This is a genomic window from Micromonospora tulbaghiae, assembly GCF_900091605.1.
In the GTDB taxonomy this organism is placed as follows: domain Bacteria; phylum Actinomycetota; class Actinomycetes; order Mycobacteriales; family Micromonosporaceae; genus Micromonospora; species Micromonospora tulbaghiae.
The window spans coordinates 221,781-246,684 of sequence record NZ_FMCQ01000007.1; the positions used below are offsets into that span (position 1 = coordinate 221,781).

The following is a 24,904-nucleotide window of genomic DNA, read 5'->3' on the forward strand; positions in this document are numbered from 1 at the left end:
TTCCACGGCGGGCGACGCCGCCGGTGGAAAGGGGGGAGGCGTGGAGCCGGTGTGCCGGATCAGGGCGTACGCGCGCGGACCTGGGTGAAGGGCAGCTCGGTCAGCGGGTCGACGCGCAACCGGCCCGGCTCGTAGCGGGTCTGCCGGAGGTCGGGTACGACGGTGAGTGCCCCGATGGCGGTGAGCCGGCTCGCCCGGACTGCCGGGCCGATCGCGACGCAGGTGCCGTCGGCGGACACCGCCGCGGCCACTCCGCTGAAGGCGTCCTCGAAGATCACACAGCGGGTGATGTCGACGCCCAGGCGCCGAGCCGCGAGCCGGTAACAGCCCGGATCCGGCTTGCCGACGGCGATGTCGTCGGCGCGGATCTGGACGTCGAAGGAGGCGGCCAGACCCAACTGGGCGAGGACGGCTGTGGCCTTCCAGTCCTGCGCGCCGGTGACCAGGGCGACCGGCACGTCGGCGGCGCGCAGCTCGCCGATCAGGCGGGTCGCCCCCGGTATCTCCGCGTAGCGCAGCGTCTGGTCGTTGACCCGAAGCCGTTCGTACACCGGTCCGTGTTCGGCGACCGGGATCGCCGGGAAGAGCACCTTGAGGGTGTGGTCGGCGTGCCGGCCGAACACGTGCTCCTCCAGTTCCTCGTCGCTGATGGTGAAGCCGTGCTCGGCGGCGAGGAGTCGCCAGAACGCGGCCACCGTCCGTTCGGTGTCCACCACCACGCCGTCCATGTCGAACAGGACGGCTTCGTACGCATGCTTCGGCACTTCTCTCTCCCCCGCTCTCGGAGACGGTCAGGGCAGCGGCAACGCGGTGTCGGCGTACTCGGCGGTGAACGCCTGTTCCGCCTCGATCGCGGCCGCGTCGGCGGTCACGGCACGCAGGACGTCCAGTGGCGCGGTGACGGCGTCGGCGCCGTCGCGGTACGCCTGCACGAACTGGCCGGCGTTCTTCACCGAGGCGGCGATGATCCGGGTGTTGCCGTGGCGTACCTGCGCCAGCGAGCGCACCAGGTGGCTCTCGGTGCGCTGGTCCCGCCAGGCTCGGTCGACGTACGGGATGACCGCCTCGCACCCGATCGCCTCGGCGACGATCATGACGGTCGAACTCTGGGCGGCGGTGAGCGCCACCTGCGCGCCACCGTCGGCGAGCCGGCGGGCCAGCGCGATGCCGGAAGGTGTCGACATCAGCTTCAGCGTCATCCGCTGCGGGTCCAGCCGCCAGGCCGCCCAGCTCTCCGCCTCGAGGTCTCCGTACGCCCCGGTCGGCTGGTAGAAGACCTCCAGCCGGTCGTACTTGCCGAGAAGCTCGGAGCAGTGACGGAGCGGATCGTCGGTCACCTGCCGCAGCAGCGTGGGATTGGTCGTGAAACCTCTGATGAGACCGTCCTCGGCGGCTGCCCGTATCTGCTCGGAGTCGCCGGAATCCAGATAGACAGACGTCAAAGCACTATCCTTCCGGTAAGAAGGTATTCGTCGACAGGATTTCAGCCTGAGGCTGCGCTCAGTAGAGCATGTGGCCGGAGGGCCTGCAACGCTTCATCGGCGCATGCTGATCTTCAAAGATGTGAATCGGTGGCGTGAGCGCGAGCTGTTAACAGATCCGAAACCCGGTTTTACGTCCTCGGTCGCCCGGACGGGCAAGGCGGCCCTGGGCAGGCATCAGGCCAGCGAGGAGGTGCGTCGTCGGGAGGTGCCGATCGGTTCGGAAAGCGCGGCCCGTAGGGCGCTCGGTTAAAAGTCCGTAAACGATCCTGGGCGCGTCAGGAGGTCACGGAATTGGCGGGAGAGCCTTGTGGTCATGGAGCGCGCGGAATCGCGGATCGCCATTATCGGAGGTTGGCCGTCGCTGGTATCGATGTGGCGACGGCTCCGTGAGAGGGCTCATCGGAGGAGACTTCTCAACGAGAATGGGCAGGCTCCTGGACCGGTATAGCCCGAGCCTACTCGACCGGTACAGTGGCCGCCACCGGAGCGAGTCCCCGGCCGGCGACGATCAGCCTCGGTAGCCGTGCTGGTGGCCGCCGCCCTGCGGGGACGTGCCGTACGAGTGCGGGGAGCCGCCGGCGGCCGGCCCGGTGTGCAGGATCGCCGTCGGAGCATCGGCCATGCTCCCCGCGGGCGGCGCCGGCAGCCAGGCCGCCGGGGGAGCGGCCGCCTCCGCCTCCGCACTCGGTGCGTTCCTCCGCCGCACCAGCACCAGTGCGAGCGCGCCCAGGCCCGCGGCGACCAGCAGGCCGCCCAGGAGGAACATCGACGTGCTGCCGCCCTCGTCACTGGCGGCCGTGAACGTGGGCGGCGTCGCCCCGGGGACGGCGTCCTCGGCCGCCGCGGCGAGAGGGCTCGCCTCCGCGGTGGGCGACGGCGGGGTCGTGGTGGGCGACGCCACCGCGGAGAGGGTCAGTCGCACGGTCGCGACGTCACCGGCCCTGCCCCGCACGGTCGCGCGGGCGGTGCGGTAGCCGTCCATGGACGCGCGGACCGTGATGGATCCCTCGGCGATCGTCCGGCCGGCCTTGGAGGTGATCGAGAACTGGCCGCTGCGGTTGCTGGTCGTCCGGTACTCGTGACCGGCGCTGTCCTGGATGGTCAGGTCCGCGCCGCCGATCGCCTTTCCGTCGGCGTCGCGGACCCGGCCGGAGACCCCACTCACCCCGGCCGCCGGTGCGGCCCCGCCGGTGGGCGAGGCACCCGCGCCGTGGACGTAGACCATCTTGTAGGCGTAGCTGTTCTGCCCGGCGAGCCGCACACCGATCGAGATGTTGAGACCGGTGGTCTCGCCCGGGCGGGCCTCCGGGGCGACGAGCGTCGCGTCGAAGGTCTGGCTCTGGCCGGGACCGAGCTTCGGCTCCGCCCGGCAGCCGGCGGTGCACCGCAGGCCGCCGCCGACCACCACGACGGCCGTCTCGGCCCGGCGTCCGCTGTTGGTGACGCGGAACTGCACGCGCACCGTCTCGCGGGGTTTCACGTTCTCCGCCGACACGCTCAGGATGCTCACCGTCTCCGGCGCGGCGGTCGCCGGTGCCGCCGGCGCCGCGAGCGTCCCGCCGGCCAGCGTGGCCAGTGCGGCCGCCCGGGCCCATCGGACACGTGAGCGCGTCGTCACTTCCCACCACCTTCGCCGAGAGCGGGCAACATCGGTCGATGGAGCCGCGGGCCACTATGCCCTGTGCGGGACGGGTTGCGCGACCCGCTCCGCTCGCAGCGTCTCGGGTGGACCCGGTCAACGCCCGCGGGGTCGGCCGGCGGCCACTAATCGGTTGCCCGCCGCGGGTGGGCCTGCCTAGATTGCCGATCATGCACGACATCGACGGGTATGCCGGATGAGCGGCCGTCTCCGCGAGATCGCCCGGCAGACGGTCGCGATCGGCGAAGCCGGACGCTATCGCAACGACGCCGGCGACGACGTCGAGATCGGGGCGGCGGTACGCGCCGCGGTCGCCGGCACTCGCGAGCACCTGCCGGACGAAGTCCTCCACCTCGATGGCGCGCAGCCGGGCGCCGGCGCCGTGGAGGTGACGTACGAGTCGACGTTGCAGGCCGCCCACCGGCTCGGGTCCGGCGCGGCGTGTCTGGTGTTCGCGTCGGCGAAGAACCCGGGTGGCGGGTTCCTGGGCGGGGCGCAGGCGCAGGAGGAGAGCATCGCCCGCTCGTCGGCGCTCCACCCGTGCCTGCTCGCGGCGCCGGACTTCTACGCCTTCCACCGGGCGCAGCGGGACCTGCGGTACAGCGACCGGGTCGTCCACTCCCCGGGCGTGCCGGTGTTCCGCGACGACAAGGGCAACCTGCTCGACCGGCCGTACACCCCGTCCTTCCTGACCGCGGCGGCGCCCAACCTGGGCGCGATCATGCGCAACCAGCCGGACCACGCCGCCGATGTGCCGGCGGTGCTGGCGCGGCGTGCCCGGCGGGTGCTGGAGGTGGCGGCCGCGCACGGGCACCGGACCCTGGTGCTGGGCGCGTGGGGGTGCGGGGTGTTCCGGAACGACCCGGCCACGGTGGCGGGCGCGTTCGCCGACGCGCTCCGGGTGGTCGACCGGTTCGACGTCGTGGTGTTCGCCGTTCGCGACGGGCTGCCGGGCACACCGGTGTACCGCACGTTCGCGGAACGCTTTTCGGTAGGTTCGTCCCATGAGTGACGACACCTTCCGGTCGGTGGAGATCGAGCGCACCAGCGTGGGCAGATACGTGGCGCGCAACGCCCGTGGCGGCGAGTTCGCGATGGGTACGGGGGAGGACGCGACCTTCACGCCCGTGGAACTGCTGCTGGCGGCCCTCGGCGGCTGCACCGCTGTGGACGTCGACCACGTGACCAGCCGGCGCGCCGAACCGACCCGCTTCGCCGTCACGGTGAGCGGCGACAAGATCCGTGACCCGGAGGCCGGGAACCGGATGGAGAACCTCACCGTCACGTTCGCGGTGACGTTCCCGGACGGCGCGGACGGTGACCGGGCCCGCGAGGTGCTGCCACGTTCCCTGCGGCAGTCGCACGACCGGCTCTGCACCGTGTCCCGGACGGTGGAGCTGGGCACGCCCGTCTCCATCGTGGAGGCGACGGCTACCCCGGACTGATTACCTTGACACCTGTCTATGTTAACGAGAACATTGCCGTAACTTGAAGGTAATGCCGTTGCCACGAGCGTCACGGGTGGGGCGAGCCGCCGCGGCCGGCCGGTGACGACCAGGCGCAGGAGGTTCTCGGTGACAGGGACCGCTCGGAGGACGCGTACGGCGGCGGTCGTGGTGTCGGCGGCACTGGTCCTCGCCGCGGGGGTGGTGGCCGGGACGCCCCCGGCGTCGGCGGCGACCGTCGACACGTCCGCGTCGTACGTGGTCGTGAACCGGCACAGCGGCAAGGCGATGGACCTGTACGACTGGTCGACGGCGGAGAACGCGCCGGTGAACCAGTGGACGCGCAACGACCTCGCGGTGCAGCAGTGGCAGTTCGTGGACGCCGGCGGCGGGTTCCACAAGGTGCGGTCCCGGCACAGCGGGAAGGTGCTGGAGTTGCCGGCCGGCGGCGACGGCACCCAGCTCGTGCAGAGCACCGACCGCTCGTCGGCCACCCAGCAGTTCCGGTTGCAGGACTCCGCGGGCGGGTTCGTGCGGTTCGTGAACCGGCAGTGGAACAAGGTCGTCGACGTGTGGCAGTGGTCGACCGCCGACGGTGGCCGGCTGGCCGGCTACGCCGATCTCGACGGCGCCAACCAGCAGTGGCAGCTGATCCGGCTGGGCGGCGGCACGCCCACCCCGGCGCCCACCACCCCGGCGCCGGCCTACCCGCAGCCCGGCCGGGTGTCCGGCGACGTCGGCGTCCACGACCCGACGGTGGTCAAGCGGCCCGACGGCACCTACCTCGTCGCGCACACCGGTGACAACGTCGCGCTGAAGACCTCCGCCGACCGGGTCACCTTCCGCAACGCGGGCGCCGTCTTCCCCGGTGGCGCGCCGTGGACCACCACGTACACCGGCGGCGCCCGCAACCTGTGGGCCCCCGACCTGTCGTACCGCAACGGGCGTTACCACCTGTACTACTCGGCGTCGACGTTCGGCTCCAACCGCTCGGCGATCTTCCTGGCCACCAGCCCCACCGGCAACTCCGGGAGCTGGACCCACGAGGGACTGGTCGTCGAGTCGCGGACCACTGACGACTTCAACGCCATCGACCCCAACCTCACCGTCGACGACCAGGGCCGCTGGTGGCTCAGCTTCGGCTCGTTCTGGTCCGGCATCAAGATGATCCCGATCGACCCGTCCACCGGACGCCGGCTCGGCAGCACCATGCACAGCGTGGCCGCCTACGGCCCCGGCATCGAGGCGCCGATCCTGGTCAAGCGCGGCTCCTGGTACTACCTGTACGTCTCGTTCGACCGCTGCTGCCAGGGCGCCGCCAGCACGTACCGGATCATGGTCGGTCGTTCGGCGAGCCCGACCGGGCCGTTCGTGGACCGCGCGGGCCGGGACATGCTCGCCGGGGGCGGCACGCAGATCCTGGCCTCGCACGGCAGCGTGCACGGCCCCGGCCACCAGGCCGTCCTCGCGGACACCGACGGCGACGTCCTCTTCTACCACTACTACGCCGACGACGGCGCGTCGCTGCTCGGCGTCAACCGCATCGGCTACGACGCCGCTGCCTGGCCCTACGTGTACTGAACCGGCCACCTGGGAGGGCGCAGATGTCGCCTCGGCACTTTCTCCACCCGGCCCGCCGCCGTACCGGCGAACCGGCCCGGACCGACGGCTCGGCCCGTACCGTCGAACCGGCCCGCCGGCGTCTGCGGCCGATCCTGGCCGCGGCGCTCGCGCTGCTCACCACCTCGGCCGGCCTCGCCGTGCCCGGCCCCGCGCAGGCGGCGCCCGCGGTGAGCTACACCAACCCGCTGGTGAACCAGCGGGCCGACCCGCACATCGTCCGGCACACCGACGGCTACTACTACATGACCGCGACGGCGCCGCAGTACGACCGGATCGTGCTGCGGCGGGCCACCACGCTGCAAGGGCTGGCCACCGCCGCCGAGACGACGATCTGGCGCCGGCACACCAGCGGCGAGATGGGCGCCCACATCTGGGCCCCGGAGATCCACTTCATAGGCGGCAGGTGGTACGTCTACTTCGCCGCCGGGCGGACCGACGACGTGTGGCGGATCCGGATGTACGTGCTGGAGAACGCCGGCGCCAACCCGCTGACCGGCTCGTGGACCGAACGCGGCCGGATCACCACGCCGTGGGACACGTTCAGTCTGGACGCCTCGACGTTCGTGGTGAACGGGGTGCGGTATCTGACCTGGGCCCAGCAGGAGCCGGGCATCTCCACCAACTCCAACGTCTACCTCGCCCGGATGGGCGCCGAGCCGTGGCAGATCAACGGCCCGGTGGCCCGGCTGGTCGTACCGGCGTACGACTGGGAGACCCGCGGCTACCGGGTGGCCGAGGGACCGGCGGTGATCCAGCGCAACGGCCGGGTCTTCCTCACGTACTCGGCCAGCGCCACCGACGCGAACTACTGCCTCGGCATGCTCACCGCGTCGGCCGGCGCGAACCTGCTCGACGCCGCCTCCTGGAGCAAGAGCCCCACTCCGGTGTTCGTCAGCAACGCCGCCACCGGCCAGTACGGCCCCGGCCACAACTCCTTCACCGTCTCCGAGGACGGGCAGAGCGACATCCTGGTCTACCACGATCGCAACTACCGGGACATCAGCGGCGACCCGCTCGACGACCCGAACCGGCGGACCCGGATCCAGAAGCTGTACTGGAACGCCGACGGCACCCCGAACCTCGGCATCCCCGTACCCGACGGAGCCACCCCGGTCCGGTTGCGCTCACACGATCTGACCGCGAGCTACATCCGGCACTACGACTACCGGGCCCGGGTCGAGCCGAACGTCACGAACCTCGCCGACTCGCAGTTCCGCATCGTCCCCGGCCTCGCCGGCGCCGGATCGGTCTCGCTGGAGTCGACGAACTTCCCCGGCTACTACCTGCGTCACCGGGCCTTCGCTCTCTACGTCGAACGCGACGACGGCTCGACCCTGTTCGACGGCGACGCGAGCTTCCAGCGCCGCCCGGGGCTGGCCGCCGCCGAAGGGCTCTCGCTGGAGTCGCAGAACTACCCCGGCCGGTACGTCCGCCATCGGGACGGACTGCTCCAGCTCGAAACGGTGGGCACCGGCGCGGACCGGGGCGCCGCCACCTTCCACCTGGAGTAGGCGACCCGACAACCGCTGCGCCGGACTCGGCGTACCCCTTCTCGGAGGTCGAACGATGCTCAACCCCGCAGTGACGTCGCTGCCCCGCGCAGCACGGGGCCGGCGCGCCGGCCTGGCGCTCGTCCTGGTGGCGGCGCTGGCCGCCGTGGCCGGCGTCGCCGTGGCGGCCGCACCGCCGGCGCAGGCGGCCACCATCGACACCAGCGCCTGGTACGTGCTCGTCAACCGCAACAGCGGCAAGGTCCTCGACGTCCGGGACACCTCGACCAGCGACGGCGCGGCGATCCAGCAGTGGTCCCGCAACGACGGCGAGTGGCAGCAGTTCCAGTTCGTCTCCTCCGGCAGCGGCTACTACCGCCTGAAGGCCCGCCACAGCGGCAAGGTGGTGGACCTGTGGGAGTGGAACGTCGCGGACGGCGCGGAGTTCCGGCAGTGGCCCGACCTCAACGGCACCAACCAGCAGTTCCAGGTCCTCGACTCGGACAGCGGCTACATCCGCCTGATCAACAGGCACTCCGGGAAGGCCCTGGAGGTCTGGGAACGGTCGACCGCCGACGGCGCCAGGATCAGCCAGTACGCCGACCTCAACGGCACCAACCAGCAGTGGCAGATGGTCCGGGTGGGCGCCGGCGGCACGCCGACCACGCCGCCGCCGTCCACCGGGTGTGGCAGCGGTTCCTACCAGGCCGAGGCCGTGCTGAACGGCGGCACCTGGACGGCCCGTAACGGCTCGTCGACGGTGTACTCGGGCGGGGACATGCTCGCCGCGATGCAGGCCGCGGTGAACTCGCTGCCGGCCGGCCGGACCGCCAAGCAGCGGGTGGTGGTGCGCGGCTCCGGCTCGATGGGCGCGGGGTCGCGGTTGTCGCTGCCGTCGTACACGACGCTCGCGGTCTGCGGCACGATCAACGTGACCGGCTCGGGATCGGGCGACTACGCGCCCGTCTACTCGCGGGGGACCACCGACGTCGAGGTGCAGAACCTGACCCTCACCGGGGCGCCGCTGTACGGGATCTTCATGCGCAACGTGAACAACCTGACGCTCGGGCAGATCGACATGCGGCTGTCCGGCGGCCTGGGGGTGCGGATCGACAACCACGGCGGTGACCGGGCGGTCAAGGTGCGCAACGTGCGCATCGACACCGTCTACGTGTCGGGGACCGGGGCGCACGGCGTGGAGACGTACGGCGTGGACGGCCTGACCATCGGCACCGTCACCGCGCGCAACACCGGCTACTCCGGTCTGCTGCTCAACGACACGATCAACGCCACCGTGGGCACCGTCGACGCGCAGGGCGCCGGCGCCGGCACCGGGTACGCGGCGTTCCGGATGGCCAACCGGAACGGCCGGATCGGCAGCTCGTACCCGACGAACATCCGGGTCGGCACCGTGATCGCGTCCGGCGGCGGGCGGGGGATCTTCTGCGTGTCGGAGTCCGGTGGCGCGGTCGTCGACCGGGTGACCATCTCGAACACCGGAAACAACTCGATCCTCGTGGAGAACTGCTACAACGTCACCATCGCCGGGGTGTCCGGGACGGTGACGGGCGGCGGCGAGGTGCGGATCGCCTCGCGGACCGAGTTCCCGATCTCGTCCGGCATCCGCTTCCAGAACCTGACGGTCACCAACACGAACATCACCCAGAGCCCGTGCGGCGGGGCGAACAACACGATCAGCAACGTCACGCGGGTCAACTCGACGCTCACCTGGTGCTGACGATCCGGCTGCCCCGCAGGGCGTGTGGTCCGCGGGGCAGCCGGTCGGCCGCGGGGCAGCCGGTCAGTCGCGGGGCAGCACGCCCAGGAGGGTCGCGGTCAGGGCCATGTTCAGGGAGTCCGTCATCTCCAGGTGCAGACGGGCCAGTTCGGGCTCGGCCCGGTAGGCCGCCGCGAGGCTCGGCGGCGGTGTGCTGTACGCCGACAGCGCGCCGGCCAGCACCATGGTCTGGAGGCTGAACAGCGTCGCGTTCTCGCCCAGCTCGGGCAGGTGCTTCCGCACCAGGCCGGTCATGGTCGCGAGGCGGTCCAGGGAGGCGCGCTTGTAGCGCGCCACGACCTCGACGGAGACGTTGTGCTCCAGGACGCTGCCCTGCGCGCCGAACAGGTCGCACATCACCGATCGCCGGGCGAGCGAGCGGCTGAGGATCGCGGCCACCGCCGTCGCCCGCCCGGCCATGGGCAGGTTCGTGTCGACGCCGTCGGCCAGCTCGTCCGCCAGCTCCGTCAGCCACTCCCGCAGGAAGCGGTCCAGCAGTTCCAGCAGCACCGCCTCGCGGGACTCGAAGTAGCGCAGCACGTTCGGTTTCGCCAGGCCGACCCGGCGGCTGAGCTCGTTCAGGGTGACGGCGGCCACCGGCATCTCGTCGAGCATCGCCGACGCCGCGTCGAGGATCGCCCGCCGGCGGACCTCCCGCTGCTCCTCGGTTCGCGCCCGCTGGAATGTCACGCCGCCAGCCTAACTTAAGTACCCCCGGTACGTTGACAACGTACCGGAAGTATCTTAACGTCGTCGGTACAAGATACTTCCGGTACTTTAGTTGGAGGCGTGACATGGGCGAGACGTGGACGACGGCGAACATCCCGGACCAGCGTGGGCGGGTGGCGGTGGTGACCGGGGCCAACACCGGGCTGGGGTACGAGACCGCAAAGGCGCTCGCCGAGCGCGGGGCCTCGGTCGTGCTCGCCGTACGCGACGTGGAGAAGGGCGCGCGGGCCGCGGCCGGCATGCCCGGCGACGTGACGGTGCAGGGGCTGGACCTGACCTCGCTCGACTCCGTCCGTACCGCGGCGGCGGCGCTGCGGTCCCGATTCGACCGGATCGACCTGCTGATCAACAACGCGGGCGTGATGTACACCCCGAAGCGGACCACCCGGGACGGCTTCGAGCTCCAGTTCGGCACCAACCACCTCGGCCACTTCGCGCTCACCGGGCTGCTGCTGGACCTGATGCTGCCGGTGCCCGGCTCACGCGTGGTGACGGTCAGCAGCACCGGCCACCGTATCCGCGCCGCGATCCACTTCGACGACCTGCACTTCGAGCGCTCGTACGGCCGGGCCGCCGCCTACGGTCAGTCCAAGCTGGCCAACCTGATGTTCACGTACGAGTTGCAGCGCCGGCTCGCCCCGTACGGCACCACCGTCGCGGTGGCCGCGCATCCGGGCATGTCCAGCACCGAACTCGCCCGCAACACCCCCGCGGCCCTGCGGCTTCCGCTCACCTGGCTCGCGCCGCTGATCACCCAGACGCCCCCGATGGGCGCGCTGCCGACCCTGCGCGCCGCCACCGACCCCGCCGTGCTCGGCGGCCAGTACTACGGCCCCGGTGGACGCCGCGAGGTCAAGGGTCACCCTCGGCTCGTCACCTCCAGCCCGCAGTCGTACGAGGTGGCCGTCCAGCAGCGGCTCTGGGCCGTGTCCGAGGACCTCACCGGGGTGCGGTTCCCCGTCCGGTCCCGACAGCACCCCGCCGCGGAGGCCCGCACGAGGTAGCCGGCCCCGAATTCGGTGGTGGCGAACGCGGCGGGCGGGCAAGGTAGGACCGCACGGAGGCGGCGAGCGCCGCCGCGACGACGACCACCAGGAGAGATGATGCGAGCAGCTTCCACGCTTCGGACCCTTGCCCGTCCTACCGTGGAGCTCCGCCTTGGCCCTGTTGAACCTCGGAATCGTCGCCCATGTTGACGCCGGAAAGACCAGCCTGACCGAACGCCTGCTCTACGAGGCGGGCGCCGTGTCCGAGCCGGGCAGCGTCGACGCCGGCACGACGCGGACCGACTCGATGGACCTGGAACGCCGCCGTGGCATCACCATCCGGGCCGCCGTCACGTCGATCACCATCGGCGACCTGAGCATCAACCTGCTGGACACCCCCGGCCACCCCGACTTCATCGCGGAGGTCGAGCGGTCCCTGGCCGTCCTCGACGCCGCCGTGCTCGTGGTGTCGAGCGTGGAGGGCGTCCAGCCGCAGACCGTCGCCATCTGGCGGGCGCTGCGCCGCATCGGCGTACCGACCGTGTTCTTCTTCAACAAGGTCGACCGGGGCGGCGCCGACGTGGACCGGGTGACGGCCCAGGTGCGGCACCGGCTCGGGGCGCGGCCGGTGCTTCTCGGCACGGTCACCGGCCAGGGCCGCCGCGAGGCCCGGGTGCATCCCGTGGACCTCGACGCCGAACCCGTGGTGGCGGAGGTGGCCGAGGTCGACGACGCGGTGGCGGCGCGCTGGCTGACCGACCGGCCGGTGCGCGTCCGCGACGTCCGGCGGGCGCTCCGCCGTGCGGTCCGCCGCGCCGAGCTGGTCCCCGCGGTGTGCGGTTCGGCGATCACCGGCGCCGGGGTACGCCAGTTGTGCGACGTGCTGGCCGACCTGCTGCCGTACGGCGAGGCGCGGGACGGCCCGCCGGCGGGCACGGTCTTCGCCGTCGACCGGGACGGGCACGGCCGGCGCGTCTGGCTGCGGCTGTGGTCCGGGCGTCTGCGGGTGCGGGACCGGGTGCGGCTCGGCGACGGCCGTCCGGAGCCGGTGACCGAGATCGCCGTCATCGAGCCCGAGGGTGTGCTGGTGCGCCGGTCGGTCTCCGCCGGGCAGATCGCGGCGGTGCGCGGCCTGCCGGCCCGGATCGGCCAGCACATCGGCGACCCGCCACGGCGGCACGCCTACCGGTTCCCGCCACCGACCCGGCAGGCGGTCGTCGAGCCGGTCGACCCGGCGCAGCGCCTGGCGATGTTCGCCGGCCTGGCCGAGCTGGCCGACGAGGATCCGCTGGTGGACCTGCGCCTCGACGAGCAGCAGGCCGAGGCGGTGATCCGCCTGCACGGCGAGGTCCAGAAGGAGGTGCTGGCCGCCCTGATGGAGGACCGGTACGGCGTCCGGGTGCGGTTCTCCGGCACGCTCACCGCCTGCATCGAACGGGTCGCCGGCACCGGCAGCGCCGAGGAGCGGGTACGGGAGCGCGGGAACCCGTACCTGGCCGGGCTGGGGTTGCGCATCGAGGCCGCCCCGGCCGGGCACGGCATCGAGTTCCGTCCCGGGATCGAGCCGGGCCGGCTGCCGCCGGCGTTCGTCGCCGCCACCGAGGAGGGCGTGCGGGCGGCGCTGCGGCAGGGCCGGCACGGCTGGCCGGTCACCGACTGCACCGTCACCATGACGGCGTCCCGGTACTGGCCCCGGCAGAGCCGGCCGCACCAGAAGTTCGACAAGTCGATCTCGACGGTGGCGGCGGACTTCCGCAACCTCGCCCCGGTCGTGGTCGCCTCCGCGCTGCGTCAGGCCGGCACGCGGGTGTGCCAGCCGATCGAGCGGTTCGACGTCGACCTTCCCCGGCACACGGTGGAGACGGTGCTGGCGCTGCTCGGCCGGCTCGGAGCGGTCGTCCACGACACCGCCGTCGCGGGCGGATACCTGGAGGTGAGCGGCACCCTGCCGTCCGCCCGGGTGCCGCGGGTCGTCGCCGCCCTGCCCGACCTCACCGGCGGCGAGGCGGTCCTGACCACCACCTTCGACCACTACGCGCCGGTCACCGGCGAGGAACCGCCGAGGCTGCCCCGGCGCGGGCCCGACCCGGACGACCGGGAGGCGTGGTTCCGGGCCGTACCGAGGTAGGCGGCGACGGGAGCGCTGCGGCGATAGGATCACCGGCGCCCGCCGCCGCCCGTACCCGTTGGAGCCCCGCTGTCAGCGCAGCCGGCCACCCGCCCCGCCCGGCGTGTCCGCCGGGTGCTGGCCGCGGTGTGCCTGCTCGTGGTCGCCGGGCTGCCCGCCGGGTCGTCGGGCGCCGGCGCCACCGGCACGGGAACGCTGCGGGTGCTCCAGATGAACCTGTGCAACAGCGGCCGGGCCGGCTGTTACACCGGCCGGGCCGTCCGTCAGGCCGCCGACGTGATCGCCGCCGAGGCGCCCGACGTGGTCACGCTCAACGAGATCTGCCGCGACGACGTGGTGACGCTGGAGCGGACGCTGCGCGCCGCCCGTACCGGTGGGACGGTGGTGTCCGCGTTCCAGGCCGCCGGTGACCGCCCCTCCCGCGGTCCCACCCGGTGCAACAACGGCGAGCCGTACGGGATCGGGCTGCTGACCCGCCTCGACGACCGTGACGCCCGGCCGTCGGTGCACCGGGGGACCTACCCGGCGCAGGACCTCGCCGACCCGGAGGAGCGGGTCTGGCTGTGCGTCCGGGCCGCCGGACTCCACGCCTGCACCACGCACCTGGCGAACACCAGCGCCCAGGTCGCGCTGGCCCAGTGCGGGCATCTGCTCGGCGCGGTGGTGCCGGGCATCCAGGGCGACGCCGGGAGCGCGCCGGCTGTCGTCGGCGGTGACCTCAACCTGCGCGCCGGTGGCACGCCGGACGTGCGCTCGTGCGTGCCGGCCGGCTACCGGCGGATCGACGACGGTGCCCGGCAGCAGATCGTGGCGTCGAGCGGCGTGACGATCTGTTGCCGCCGCTCGGTGGACATGCGCGGCACGACCGACCATCCGGCGCTGCTGGCGACCATGATCCGCTCGTGGTCCGTGCCGCCACCGGGACGGTACTGACGGGGGTCTCCGGACGCGCGGTGGAATTGGTCCGCCGCCCGTGCAACGTCCCGGGTGGGTCTGGCCGTTCTACCTCCGTCACGAGGAGGCAGTCGATTGAAAGCCGAAGACGAGCAAGCGTTCCGCGAGTTCGTGACGTCACAGATGGCGTCCCTGCGCAAGCTGGCGTACATGACCTGCGGCGACTGGCACGCCGCGGAGGACGCCGTGGCCAACGCGCTGGTCAAGCTCTATCCGCGCTGGCGGAAGCTGGAACGGCCCGATCTCTACGTAAAGACCATGGTGTACCGGGCCGCGATCGACGAGACCCGCCGGCCCTGGCGGCGCGAACGGTCGGCCGGCGACGCCATGCCGGACGTCACGGTGCGGGACACGGCGGCGACGACCGACGAGCGGATGCGCCTGCGGGCGGCGCTCGAAACCGTGCCGGCGCGGCAGCGGGCCGCCGTGGTGCTGCGGCACTACCTGGACCTGAGCCTGGAGGACACGGCCGCCGTGCTCGGCTGCACGGTGGGCACGGCCAAGAGCCAGGTCTCCCGCGGGCTGGCGAAGCTGCGCGAGTCACTCGGCGGCGAACACCTCAATCTCACCGGCATGCCGACAGGGGAGTGGACCAATGCAGTTGCGTGAACTGGTGGACGCCGTGACCGGCGACGAGCCGCCGATGGGCCGTACCGTCGACGACATCGTCGCGGCCGGGCGGCGCGCCGAGCGGCGCCGCCGGACCCGGTTCGCGACAGCCGGCGCGGCGGGCCTCGTCGCGGTGGCGGTCGCCGCCGCGATCACGGTGCCGACCCTGGACGCGAGGCGCACCTCCTCGGCGCTGTCCGGGGCGCCGCGTCCGGGCGTCAGCCCCTGGCCGGACGCCTCGCCGTTCACCTTCACCTTCACCGGGTACGACGCCGGCACGCTGCACGTGCAGGACCCGATCGTCGTGTCGACCGCGTACCAGATCGCCCCCGTCTACTCCGACCGTCACACCTCGAACGACAGGCCCGTCGGCCCGGACGAGGCCGAGGCGATCGAGCAGGAGAAGACGGCCGCCGGGGCGAAGCCGAGCCTGTGGGCGTACCTGACCGTCTACCGGCCCGGCGCCTTCGATCCGGCCGCGGTCAAGGACGGCCGGAGCGTTCGGGTGGCCGGGCGCAGGGCGGTGCAGGCGACGCTGCCGTTCGGCCTCGACCCGCGCAACCCGGTGGAACCGGGCAACAAGCTGTTCGCCTGGGAGTACGCCGCCAACGCCTGGGCAGCCGTCACGTCGATCTCCGACGACGCGGCGACGCCGAGTTTCGAGGACCTGGGCGGCCTGGTCACGGGCCTCAAGCCGGCCGGGCCGACGCCGGCTCCGCTGCCGTTCACGGTGGGCTACCTGCCGCGGGGTTACGTGCCGCTCCAGGTGGGCACGCACGCCATGCCCGGCCTGAGCGGCATCGCCACCGCCCGCGCCGGCGACTACGGCGGCGCGACGTACACCAGGCAGCCCCTGCCGACCTCGGGCCTGACCGCGCCGTTCGACTCGGTCGAGGGCGGGATCAGGGACGGGTTCCACATCTTCGTCACGCCGAGCACCAGCTCCAATCAGTCACCGGAGCCCGGTGCGGCGAAGTGCTACCCGGGGGCGGCCCGCGGAGGCGGGTTCTGCAACATCTGGAGCGCCGACGGCAGGATCGTCGTCCAGGTCAGCTCCGAGGGCGTCGGCGGCCGGCTGCCCCAGGCCGAGCTGCTGCGGATCGCCCAGGGGATCACCGTCGCCGACGACGTGCGGGACGAGTCGACCTGGACGCCCGCCGTGGACGCCCTGACACCCTGACCCCGGGAACGACCCGGTGACGGTGGGAGCGGCCGGACCGCTCCCACCGTCACCGCCTGGTCTACAGGAACCGCCAGCGCTGGTGCGCGGCACCGGTGTCGTCGGAGAGGACCGCCTGCGCGCCGTGGGCGCCGGAGCCGCCGCTGAGCCCGAGCACCCGGCCCCCGTTCGCGCACTGGATCCGGAACCAGCCGCCCCCGCCGTGCCGCAGCCGCCACCTGTGGTCGGCGGTGCCGTTGTCGGCCCACTGGACGATCCGGGCACCCGCAGCTGTCGACCCGCCCTCGACGCCCAGCACCTTGCCGCTGTTGCCGTTGCGCAGCCGCAGGTAGCCACCGGTGTCCACGAGCGCGGTCCAGAGGTGGTCGGCGGTGCCGGTGTCGCCCCACTGGATGACCAGGCCACCGTCGGCGGTGGACATGTTCTGCACGCCGAGCACCAGCCCGCTGCCGAGGTTCTGGATCCGCCGCGCCCCGTTGGGCAGGAACCGCCACTGGTTGTCCAGGCTCCCGTTGTCCGGGTCCTGCACGGCGAACGCGCCCTGGGCGGTCGAGCCGCCGGAGATGCCGAGCAGCTTGCCGGTGTGCACGTTGCGCAGCTTGTGGCTGCCGTCGCCGACGTCGACGACGGTCCACAGGTGGTCGGCGGTGCCGTTGTCCGCCCACTGCAGGATCCGGGCGCCGTCGGCGGTGGACATGTTCTCCACCCCCAGCACCTTGCCGCTGTTGACGTTGCGCAGCCGCAGCGCCGACCCGTCGACCACCAGTTGCCAGTCGTGGTCGGCGGTGCCGGTGTCGCCCCACTGCAGCGCGAGCCCGCCGTCGGCGGTGGACATGTTCTGGATGCCGAGTACCAGGCCGCTCGCCGCGTTCGCGAGCCGGAAGCTCGCCTCCCCGCCGCCACCGCCCGCGCCGACCCGCCAGTAGACCGTGTAGTTGTGCCCGTGGGCGTCGTAGAAGGGGCCGAGGTTCACAGTGGCGCCGTCGGCCCGCGCGGTGAACGCGAGGCTGCCGGTGCCGGTACGGGTGACCGAGCCGAGGTCCAGCGTCGGCAGGCCGCTCAACGTGGTGTTGCCGTAGTTGCCGGAGAGCACCACCGGCCCGTACGTGACGGCCTGTACCGCGGCGTCGTCGTTGGCGGCGACCGTGGCCACCCGCATCGGCAGCCGGACCGTGACCGTGTCGCCGGAGTTCCAGGCGCGGGTCAGCACGGCATAGCTGCCCGGCGTGGTGGCGATGCCCGCCGCGACGCCGTTGACGCTGACGGACGCGTCGCTGGTCCACGCCGGGATCCGGATCCGCATGGTCCACGAGCCGCCCACCGAACCGGTGACGGTGAGCGTCGTGGTGTCGCCGACCGGGTACGAGGTGGCCTGCGTGACGGTGATGCCGCGCTGGCTCCAGGTGAGCACCGAGGGGACGAACAGGTTGACCGTCAGCGTGGTGTCGTTGTGGAAGTAGATCGCGTCCGCGAGCGTCGTGTTGGTCTCCAGTCCGGTGCCCTGGCAGCACCAGAAGGAGTTGTAGTCGGTACTCCAGGTGCCGCCGCCCCACGCCGGGCCGACACCGCGCCGCCCGCCCGGGTTGAGCGGGGTGAAGTAGGTGACGTGGCCGTGCGCGTCGGCCGGGTTCTGCTGGCCGATCATGTGGTTGAGCAGCGCGCGTTCGTAGAAGTCGGCGTACGCGACCCGGTCCGGGTCGAGCTGCCAGAGTTCCCGGGTCAGCTTGAGCATGTTGTACGTGTTGCATGCCTCGCAGGTGTCGTTGCGCAGGTAGCCGGCGATCGCGTTCGGGGCGCGGAAGTGCTCGGCCTGGCTGTTGCCGCCGATGGCGTACGTGTGTGCGCCGACAGTGATGGCCCACGCGTTCGTGGCGATGTCCCGGTAGCGGGTGGCGCCGGTGGCCTTGTACTCCCGGGCCGCGCCGATCCACTTGGGCACCTGCGTGTTGGCGTGCAGCCCGTTGAGCTGGTCGGAGTTGGCGGCGAGCGGGTTGAACACGGCGGCGTGGTCGAAGCGCTGCGCGACGGTGAGCCACCGTCCGTCGCCGGTCTGCTGGTAGAGGTCGGTGAGCACCGCGTTCATGCCGCCGAACTCGGTGCCGAGCATGGCCTGCATCTGAGCCGAGGTGAGCCGGCCGGTGCGCTGGTCGACCCAGCCGGCCAGCGCCAGCAGCACGTCCCGGGCCTGGGTGCTGCCGATCAGCCGCCACACGTCCAGCAGCCCGGCCAGCGTCTTGTGGATGCAGTAGTAGGGGACGTTGCCGTTGCTCAGCGTTCGGGCCTCGAGCGCGGTGAAGTCGGACTCCGGGAAGCCGGACAGGTATCCGGCGCTGAACCCGGCCGCGCCGTTGTTGGCCTGGCAGCGGGCCAGCTCGGCGACCATGGTGAGCGCCTTGTCCCGGCAGGTGGTGTCGCCGAGCACCGCCCACGCCTGCGCCCAGGCGGTCAGGAAGTGCCCCTGCATGTGGGTGCGGAACGGGAAGTTCGGCGCGTCCCAGCCGCCGTTCGCGGCGGCGCCGCCGGTGGACAGACGGTGGTTGGCCCGGAAGTTGTAGAGCAGCCGGTTCACGTCGACGAAGCGCAGGTAGGCGACCGTCCGGTTCTGGTTGTCCTGCCAGCGGCCGGCGGTCAGCCGTACCTGGCCCGGGTCGAACGCGTACGCGGACACGCCGATGTCGGGGCGGGCCGGTGGCAGCGCGGCGTGTGCCGTACCACTTGCGGCGACGGACCCGGCGGCGGCGCCGGCGGTTGCCGCGACGGCTGTCGCGGCGGTGGTACGCAGGACGAACCGGCGGTTCACCAGGGGAGCGGGCATGACGGCCTCCATGGCGGGGGACGGTGGGTGGGGGACGGTGGTGGTGGGGACGGTTACGCGGTGACCCGGAACGTGGCGTCCTGGCGGTCGATCGCGGGGGAGCCCGCGTCGAGCGGGTCGATGCGCAGCCGGTAGTCGTAGTGCCGCAGGTAGCGGGTGGGGAAGTTGTGCGACCGGAACGACGACCAGGTGCTGTCCGCCAGGCCGGCGGTGCGGTGGAAGGTGGCGTCGGCGCGGAACGTGGCGCTGCCGTCGTTCGGGTCCAGCCGGACCGCGTAGTCGTAGTGCCGCAGGTAGTTGCCGGGGTAGTTGACCGACTCGAAGGAGACGCCGGCGGAGTCGGCCAGGCCGGGGACCATGCGCCACATCTGGTCCTGGTACGGGTCGAACGGGTACGTGTCGACGCGGGCGATCCGGTCGGCGTGCCGGACGTAGCGGTCGGGAAGGTTCGACGACTTGAGCCGGACCCAGTTCGGCGTGCCCCAGCGGTTGACCATGCCGGCGTACTCGGCGTCGCTGATGCCGATCATCGATCCGTGCTTCGAGTTCAGCGGCGGGGTGTAGTCGCGTTGGTTCAGCGGCGTCCACGAGTTGCCCGAGATACTGGTCGTGGACCAGGCGTAGTAGTCGTTGTTGACCGGGCTGAACGAGTCGCCCCACAGCCGCCAGCCGCCCTCGTTGGTGCGCAGCAGCAGCGGCGCCTCGATCGCGTTGCCCTGCCGCAGCCCGCTGGTGTACGTGGTGAAGCTGTTCGGCGCGCCGGTGGTGGAGCGGGCGCCGTAGAGGTACCCGTCGTCGAGGTTCTTGTAGTAGAGGTACGTGGTGCCGCCGTCGACCACCACGTCCCCGTCGAGCACGCCGAAGTTCGGGCTGAAGTACACCTGTGGGGCGCTGACGGTGCGGAAGTCGCTCGTGTAGTTGACGAACAGCACGTCCCGGCCGTTGTTGGCGGAGTAGACGACGGCGTACTGGCCGCGGGCGGCGTCCCAGAACGCGGTCGGCGCCCAGGTGTGGGTGTCGAGCGTGTGCATCCGGATGCGCCGGTAGCCGGTGAACGCGGTCAGGTCGGCCGAATCCCACACGTGCAGGTACTGGCTGGTCAGCCCCCAGTTGGTGCCCTTGAGGTCGGTGGCCAGCACCACGAACGTCCCGTCGCTCTTGCGCAGCACGAACGGGTCGCGCAGGCCGAGCTGCCCGGCGGTGGGGGTGACCACCGGGTTGTTCTGGTTCAGCGGGGTCCAGTTCAGGCCGTCCCGGCTGACGGCCAGGTGCAGGCCGTAGTCGGCGCCGAGGCCGTTCGGCGTCTCGGTGAAGTAGACCATCGCGTAGGCGGTGTTCGGGGCGGCGAGCGCGGCGCGGGGCAGGCTGAGCGCGCCGGAGGCGGCGGCAGCGGCGGACAGGGCGCCGACTGTGAACGCGCGTCGGGTCAGGGGCACGACGGTGGCCTTCCTCTGCGGTGGAGATGACGGCCGCGTTAACGCTAACAACGCCCCCTAGCTTGGCGTTCACATAGCCGACTGTCAATCGATTCGCAGCGTTAACGCAACCGGCCTGTCCACCGGACGGCGGCGGTCACCACGCCCGCCACAGCCGGTGGGGCGCTCGCGCGGGCGAACGCGGCAGGGCGGGCCGACCGTCGTCACGGCCCGCCCCGCGGCGCTCAGCGGTTGCGGTAGTGGTTCACGGCCAGCGTCACCCCGCACGCCAGCGCCAGCGCGCCGAAGGCCGAACCAGCCCACGGGTTGTCCAGAACGCTCGACAGCGTCACGTTGGCGGCCACGCTGACGATGAGCACCAGCCAGAGCAGCGGGCGCATCCGGGTCGTCGTCGCGGCGGTCTTCTCGGCGGTGCGGTCCAGGTCGTTCACGGCTGCCTCCTCGGGTGCGTCCTTCCCCGTCGACGCTAGGCGCGCGACCGGCCGGGAACGATCCCGCCAGCACGACGGCCGGGGTACAGCAGGCTGTACTTTCCGCGTCCGGCCCTGACGGGCGGCGACAGCGGTGACCTATCGTGGCGGCCGGGGGGTGGGCCGGAATGGAGTACGTGCGCAGGCGGTTCCGCGCCGCGGTGGACGCGCTGGAGCACCTCGTCGGCGGGCTCGGCACCGCCGTGCTGGCGCTCGGCGTGCTGCTCGGTCTGGTCGTCGTGGCCGCGGCCTGCGTCGGCGGGGTCGGGCTGCTGCTCGTACCGGGGATGCTGCGGGCGGTGCGGTCGGTGGCCGACCGCGAGCGTGCCCGGCTGTCCCGGTCGGGGTCGCCGATCCCGTCGCCCGGCCCGGCGCCGGAGGCTCTGCGCCCCGCCCTGCGCGATCCGGTCGTGCGGCGGGAGCTGCGCTGGGTCGCCGTCCACGGGACGTTCGGCTTCGGCACCGGGCTGATCGCGTTCACGTTGCCGATCTACGCCGTGCAGGACCTGACGTTCCCGCTGTGGTACCGGTTGCTGCCGCCGGGGGCCGGTGCGCCCGGGATCGTCTGGTGGCACATCGGCGGGCTGGGCGACGCGCTCGTTGTCGGCTTGCTCGGAGTCGGATGGCTGGTCCTCACGGCCACGACCGGGCCGGCCCTGGCGCGGATCCAGGCCCGGCCGGGCCGCCGGCTGCTGCCCCCGCCGCCCGGGGTCGACCTGTCGCTGCGGGTCGCCGAACTCACCGCCACCCGTGCCGCCGCGCTCGACGCCCACGCGGTGGAGCTGCGCCGGATCGAACGCTCGCTGCACGACGGCACCCAGAACCGGCTGGTCGCGGTGAACGTGCTGCTCGGCGCCGCGCGGCGCGCGGTACGGCGTGATCCGGCCCGCGCCGACGAGATCCTGGAACGCGCGCAGAACGCGGCCGAGCAGGCGCTCGGCGAGCTGCGTACGGTGGTGCGCGGCATCCTGCCGCCGGTGCTCGGCGACCGGGGCCTGGCCGGGGCACTCGACGGACTCGCCGCGGCGTGCGCGGTGCCGTGCCGCCTGTCGGTGGACGTCGACGTGCGCTGCGCGGCGGCGGTGGAGGCCACCGCGTACTTCGTGGTGGCCGAGGCGCTGACGAACGTGGTCCGGCACAGCGGCGCGAGCGCCGTGGACGTCTCCGTGCGCCGGGAGGGGGACCGGCTGCTCGTCACAGTCACCGACGACGGGCGCGGGGACGCCGACGAGACGCGCGGCTCGGGTCTGACCGGCATCCGCCGGCGGGTCGGGGCCTACGACGGGCGGATGACGCTGACCAGCCCACCGGGAGGACCGACGAGGATGCACGTGGAGCTGCCATGCGGATCGTGATCGCCGAGGACGACGCGCTGCTGCGCGAAGGGCTGGCGCTGCTGCTGCGCGCCGAGGACCTGGACGTGGTCGCCACCGCCGGCACACCGGGGGAGTTCCTGACCGCCGTGGACGACCACCGGCCGGACGTGGCGATCGTCGACGTGCGGATGCCGCCCACCCACACCGACGAGGGCATCGTCGCCGCGGTCGAGGCCCGACGCCGCCTGCCGGGCCTCGCGGTGCTGGTCCTGTCCGCGTACGTCGAGCAGGCGTTCGCCACCGAGCTGTTCTCGGTCGGCGCGTCCGGGCTCGGCTACCTGCTCAAGGAACGGGTGGGCAGGGTCGAGGAGTTCCTCGCCGCGCTGCACCGCGTCGCGGCCGGCGGCAGCGTGATCGACCCCGAGGTGGTCGGGCAGCTGCTCGCCCGCAACCGCCGGCCGGACACCGCGCTGGCCGAGCTGTCGCCGCGTGAGCACGAGGTGCTGGCGCTGATGGCCGAAGGGCTGGGCAACAGCGCGATCGCGGAACGGATGTTCGTCACCGAGGGCGCGGTGCACAAACACATCCGCAACATCTTCGCGAAGCTGGGCCTGCCGCCCGACGACCGCGCCGACCGCCGGGTCACCGCCGTGCTGCGTTATCTCGACGGCCGGCGGTAGACCCACGCGCGCAGGCGCGCCGCCTCACGGGGAGGCGGCGCGCCTGCGGTGCGGCCCGGATCAGCGGCGGGTGTCGCACAGGACCGCGTCGACGGTGCTGGTGACCGCCTCCAGCATCTCCATGCTGGTCGGCAGCCCGGTCACCGCGACCACGGCGCTGCGCCCGTCGTTGGTGGACAGGTTGCGCGTCTGGAAGCCCTGGATGTCGCCGCCGTGTCCCCAGGCGTGGTCGCCGCAGGGCAGCGTGTGCCGGGCGATGCCCAGGCCGTACTCCCAGACCCCGGTGGGCTCGAAATCGGGCGCCGGCACGGTACGCGTCATGGCCGCCTGCTGGGCCGGCTCGAGCAGCTTGCCCGCCAGCAGCGCCTCGAAGAACGTGCGCAGGTCCGACGGGGTCGAGACGAGCTGGCCGGCGGCCCAGCCCAGCGACGGGTCCATCCGGGTCACGTCGACCCACGGCGCGCCCGGCTCCACCGCCACGTATCCGCGCGGCAGCCGGCCGGGCAGGTCCTGCTCGCCGGTCTGCGGCCAGTACGTGTCGCGCAGCCGCAGCGGCTCGATGATCCGCCGGGTGATCTCCTCGCCGACCGGGCGCTGGGTGACCCGCTCGACGATCAGCCCGGCCAGCACGAAGTTGGTGTTGCTGTACTCCCACTTCTGACCCGGCGGGAAGCGCCGCGACTGGGTGAGCGCCTCGTCCAGCAGCCGGCGCGGGTCGAAGTAGTCGCTGCGGCGGTTCACCAGGTCCTGCGCCTCGCTGAACACGACCTCGTCGTAGTCGGGCAGGCCGCTGGTCTGCTGCAACAGCTGGCGTACGGTGATCCGCCGCCCGTCGTTGCCGTTGGCGCGCACCATGCCGGGCAGGTAGCGCTCGACGGAAGCGTCCAGGTCGATGCGGCCCTCGCCGACGAGCTGGAGGACGACCACGGCGGTGAACGTCTTGGTGTTGCTGCCGACGCGCACCCGGGCGTCGCGGGGGATCCCGGCCCCGGTGCGCAGGTCGCCGACCCCCGCGGTGTAGTCGCGCACCCGGCCGTCGCGGCGTACGGAGGCGAGCGCTCCGGGGAAGCCGTGCTCGGCGATCAGGCCGTCCAACCGCTGCTGGACGGCGTCGCCGGCGGGACGCCGGGCGTCGGTGGTCGTGGCGGACGCGGCGGGCACACCCAGCGCGGCGACGGTCAGCAGGGCCGTGGCGCCGACGGCGACCGGGAAGGTACGGCGGATCATGGGAACTCCTCGAGGGAGGTGAACGGGTACGGCCTCAAGCCTCGGAGAATCGGGCGCCACGTTCCATACCGCCTGCTGCCCGAACCGGGGTAGCGCTGGCACTACTTGATGGCGCCGGTGCCGCCGGTTAGGCTCCGCGCAGCGTCGCGTGCCGGTGGCAGACCGTGTCAGGCATGGAGGCGCCGGATCGAAGGGAGCACGACGATGACACTCGTCGTCCCTTCGCCCTTGCCACGTGGCTGAGGGCGAACAGACCAGGCTGGTGGCCTGGAGCCGCGAGATGCGAGCCGTCCACGAGCGGCTGCGCGAGGCGCTGGAGGTGACCCGGCGGGCGCTCGCCGACGGTGAGCCGGCCCGCCCGGCGACACGTGAGCTGCTGTTGTTCTGCCACGGGTTCTGTGCGGCGCTGACCGCGCATCACGAGGGCGAGGACCGCAGCCTCTTCCCGGCGATCGCGGCGCGGCATCCCGAGCTGCGCGCCACGCTGGACCGGCTGCGGCAGGACCACTCGATGATCGGGTACCTGCTGACCGGGCTGGGCGCGGCGGTGGCCCGGGACGCCCCGCCCGGGGAACTGGCCCGGCACCTGGAGGGCGTGGCGGCGATCATGGAGTCGCACTTCCGGTACGAGGAACGGCAGCTTCTGACGGTGCTGGAGACGCTGACGCTGGACGCCGACCCGGACGACGTGTTCGGGCCGTTGTGACCACTGTCGCGGCCCGGCGGATGCGCACCGCCGGGCCGCGACCGGGCCCTGTCAGTTCAGGCCGCAGGCGGCGAGCGCGTCCAGGTTCGGCCGCTGCGCGCCGACCCGGTTGAACGCGATCTCGATGCGGTCGAGCGCCGCGACGCGCTTGCTGCGCAGCGGGCCGAGGATCGCGTTGTCGATGAACGCCGGGCCGCCCTCGGGGCGTAC

Annotated in this window: 21 protein-coding genes; 13 read left to right on the forward strand and 8 right to left on the reverse strand. The window is 72.5% G+C overall.

What is annotated here, in order from left to right:
- Positions 1-59: 59 nt before the first annotated feature.
- The 3 genes from GA0070562_RS21130 to GA0070562_RS21140 form a co-directional block, all read right to left on the reverse strand.
- On the reverse strand, positions 60-764 hold the full coding sequence (locus GA0070562_RS21130) for an HAD family hydrolase (RefSeq protein WP_091424999.1): 705 nt from the start codon (positions 762-764) through the stop codon (positions 60-62).
- A gap of 27 nt (positions 765-791) precedes the next feature.
- Positions 792-1,442, reverse strand: a complete 651-nt coding sequence (locus GA0070562_RS21135) for a transaldolase family protein (RefSeq protein WP_091425001.1) — start codon at positions 1,440-1,442, stop codon at positions 792-794.
- A gap of 550 nt (positions 1,443-1,992) precedes the next feature.
- On the reverse strand, positions 1,993-3,102 hold the full coding sequence (locus GA0070562_RS21140; protein ID WP_254663843.1) for a carboxypeptidase-like regulatory domain-containing protein: 1,110 nt from the start codon (positions 3,100-3,102) through the stop codon (positions 1,993-1,995).
- A 217-nt stretch (positions 3,103-3,319) separates the two neighbouring features.
- On the opposite strand from GA0070562_RS21140, the gene GA0070562_RS21145 reads away from it, so the two are divergent.
- The 5 genes from GA0070562_RS21145 to GA0070562_RS21165 all read left to right on the forward strand — a co-directional run bounded on the left by GA0070562_RS21145 (position 3,320) and on the right by GA0070562_RS21165 (position 9,419).
- Positions 3,320-4,135 (forward strand): TIGR02452 family protein, encoded by an 816-nt coding sequence (locus GA0070562_RS21145; protein WP_091425005.1) that lies wholly within the window; start codon positions 3,320-3,322, stop codon positions 4,133-4,135.
- Complete coding sequence (locus tag GA0070562_RS21150; protein ID WP_091425008.1) at positions 4,128-4,568, forward strand: OsmC family protein; 441 nt, start codon at positions 4,128-4,130, stop codon at positions 4,566-4,568. Before GA0070562_RS21145 ends, GA0070562_RS21150 begins: the two co-directional genes overlap by 8 nt.
- Positions 4,569-4,697: 129 nt before the next feature.
- Positions 4,698-6,149, forward strand: coding sequence for a family 43 glycosylhydrolase (locus GA0070562_RS21155; RefSeq protein ID WP_091425010.1), 1,452 nt, complete (start codon positions 4,698-4,700; stop codon positions 6,147-6,149).
- 23 nt (positions 6,150-6,172) lie between these two features.
- Positions 6,173-7,702, forward strand: coding sequence for a family 43 glycosylhydrolase (locus GA0070562_RS21160; protein WP_091425012.1), 1,530 nt, complete (start codon positions 6,173-6,175; stop codon positions 7,700-7,702).
- 55 nt (positions 7,703-7,757) lie between these two features.
- The gene (locus GA0070562_RS21165) at positions 7,758-9,419 is read left to right on the forward strand and encodes an RICIN domain-containing protein (RefSeq protein WP_091425014.1); all 1,662 of its coding nucleotides are present in this window, start codon (positions 7,758-7,760) and stop codon (positions 9,417-9,419) included.
- Positions 9,420-9,482: 63 nt separating this feature from the next.
- Here GA0070562_RS21165 and GA0070562_RS21170 read toward each other — a convergent pair whose 3' ends face one another.
- Positions 9,483-10,148 (reverse strand): TetR/AcrR family transcriptional regulator, encoded by a 666-nt coding sequence (locus tag GA0070562_RS21170; RefSeq protein WP_091425016.1) that lies wholly within the window; start codon positions 10,146-10,148, stop codon positions 9,483-9,485.
- A gap of 104 nt (positions 10,149-10,252) precedes the next feature.
- Here GA0070562_RS21170 and GA0070562_RS21175 point away from each other — a divergent pair, with 104 nt between their 5' ends.
- The 5 genes from GA0070562_RS21175 (at position 10,253) to GA0070562_RS21195 (ending at position 16,044) form a co-directional block, all read left to right on the forward strand.
- The gene (locus GA0070562_RS21175; protein WP_091425019.1) at positions 10,253-11,191 is read left to right on the forward strand and encodes an SDR family NAD(P)-dependent oxidoreductase; all 939 of its coding nucleotides are present in this window, start codon (positions 10,253-10,255) and stop codon (positions 11,189-11,191) included.
- A 154-nt stretch (positions 11,192-11,345) separates the two neighbouring features.
- The gene (locus tag GA0070562_RS21180) at positions 11,346-13,301 is read left to right on the forward strand and encodes an elongation factor G (RefSeq protein ID WP_091425021.1); all 1,956 of its coding nucleotides are present in this window, start codon (positions 11,346-11,348) and stop codon (positions 13,299-13,301) included.
- 114 nt (positions 13,302-13,415) lie between these two features.
- Entirely contained in the window at positions 13,416-14,234 is an 819-nt protein-coding gene (locus GA0070562_RS21185) for an endonuclease/exonuclease/phosphatase family protein (protein WP_091425023.1), read from the forward strand.
- 96 nt (positions 14,235-14,330) lie between these two features.
- Positions 14,331-14,864, forward strand: coding sequence for a SigE family RNA polymerase sigma factor (locus GA0070562_RS21190; protein WP_091425025.1), 534 nt, complete (start codon positions 14,331-14,333; stop codon positions 14,862-14,864).
- A complete protein-coding gene (locus tag GA0070562_RS21195; protein ID WP_091425027.1) occupies positions 14,851-16,044 on the forward strand; it encodes a hypothetical protein in 1,194 nt (397 codons plus the stop codon). Before GA0070562_RS21190 ends, GA0070562_RS21195 begins: the two co-directional genes overlap by 14 nt.
- A gap of 61 nt (positions 16,045-16,105) precedes the next feature.
- On the opposite strand, the gene GA0070562_RS21200 is transcribed toward GA0070562_RS21195, so the two are convergent.
- The 3 genes from GA0070562_RS21200 to GA0070562_RS21210 all read right to left on the reverse strand — a co-directional run bounded on the left by GA0070562_RS21200 (position 16,106) and on the right by GA0070562_RS21210 (position 20,726).
- Positions 16,106-18,859, reverse strand: coding sequence for a beta-L-arabinofuranosidase domain-containing protein (locus GA0070562_RS21200; RefSeq protein ID WP_091425306.1), 2,754 nt, complete (start codon positions 18,857-18,859; stop codon positions 16,106-16,108).
- 53 nt (positions 18,860-18,912) lie between these two features.
- Positions 18,913-20,295, reverse strand: a complete 1,383-nt coding sequence (locus GA0070562_RS21205) for a glycoside hydrolase family 43 protein (protein ID WP_091425028.1) — start codon at positions 20,293-20,295, stop codon at positions 18,913-18,915.
- Between the two features lie 224 nt (positions 20,296-20,519).
- Entirely contained in the window at positions 20,520-20,726 is a 207-nt protein-coding gene (locus GA0070562_RS21210) for a hypothetical protein (protein WP_091425030.1), read from the reverse strand.
- Between the two features lie 167 nt (positions 20,727-20,893).
- On the opposite strand from GA0070562_RS21210, the gene GA0070562_RS21215 reads away from it, so the two are divergent.
- Positions 20,894-22,120 carry a sensor histidine kinase gene (locus tag GA0070562_RS21215; protein WP_091425032.1) on the forward strand — a complete coding sequence of 409 codons (1,227 nt, stop codon included), beginning with the start codon at positions 20,894-20,896 and terminating at the stop codon, positions 22,118-22,120.
- On the forward strand, positions 22,108-22,761 hold the full coding sequence (locus tag GA0070562_RS21220) for a response regulator transcription factor (RefSeq protein WP_091425034.1): 654 nt from the start codon (positions 22,108-22,110) through the stop codon (positions 22,759-22,761). Before GA0070562_RS21215 ends, GA0070562_RS21220 begins: the two co-directional genes overlap by 13 nt.
- A gap of 60 nt (positions 22,762-22,821) precedes the next feature.
- Here the strand turns inward: GA0070562_RS21220 and GA0070562_RS21225 are convergent, their stop codons facing one another.
- Complete coding sequence (locus GA0070562_RS21225) at positions 22,822-23,988, reverse strand: serine hydrolase domain-containing protein (RefSeq protein WP_091425036.1); 1,167 nt, start codon at positions 23,986-23,988, stop codon at positions 22,822-22,824.
- Between the two features lie 235 nt (positions 23,989-24,223).
- On the opposite strand from GA0070562_RS21225, the gene GA0070562_RS21230 reads away from it, so the two are divergent.
- Positions 24,224-24,694: a hemerythrin domain-containing protein gene (locus tag GA0070562_RS21230; RefSeq protein WP_091425038.1), complete on the forward strand. Its 471-nt coding sequence runs from the start codon at positions 24,224-24,226 to the stop codon at positions 24,692-24,694.
- Positions 24,695-24,904 lie beyond the last annotated feature (210 nt).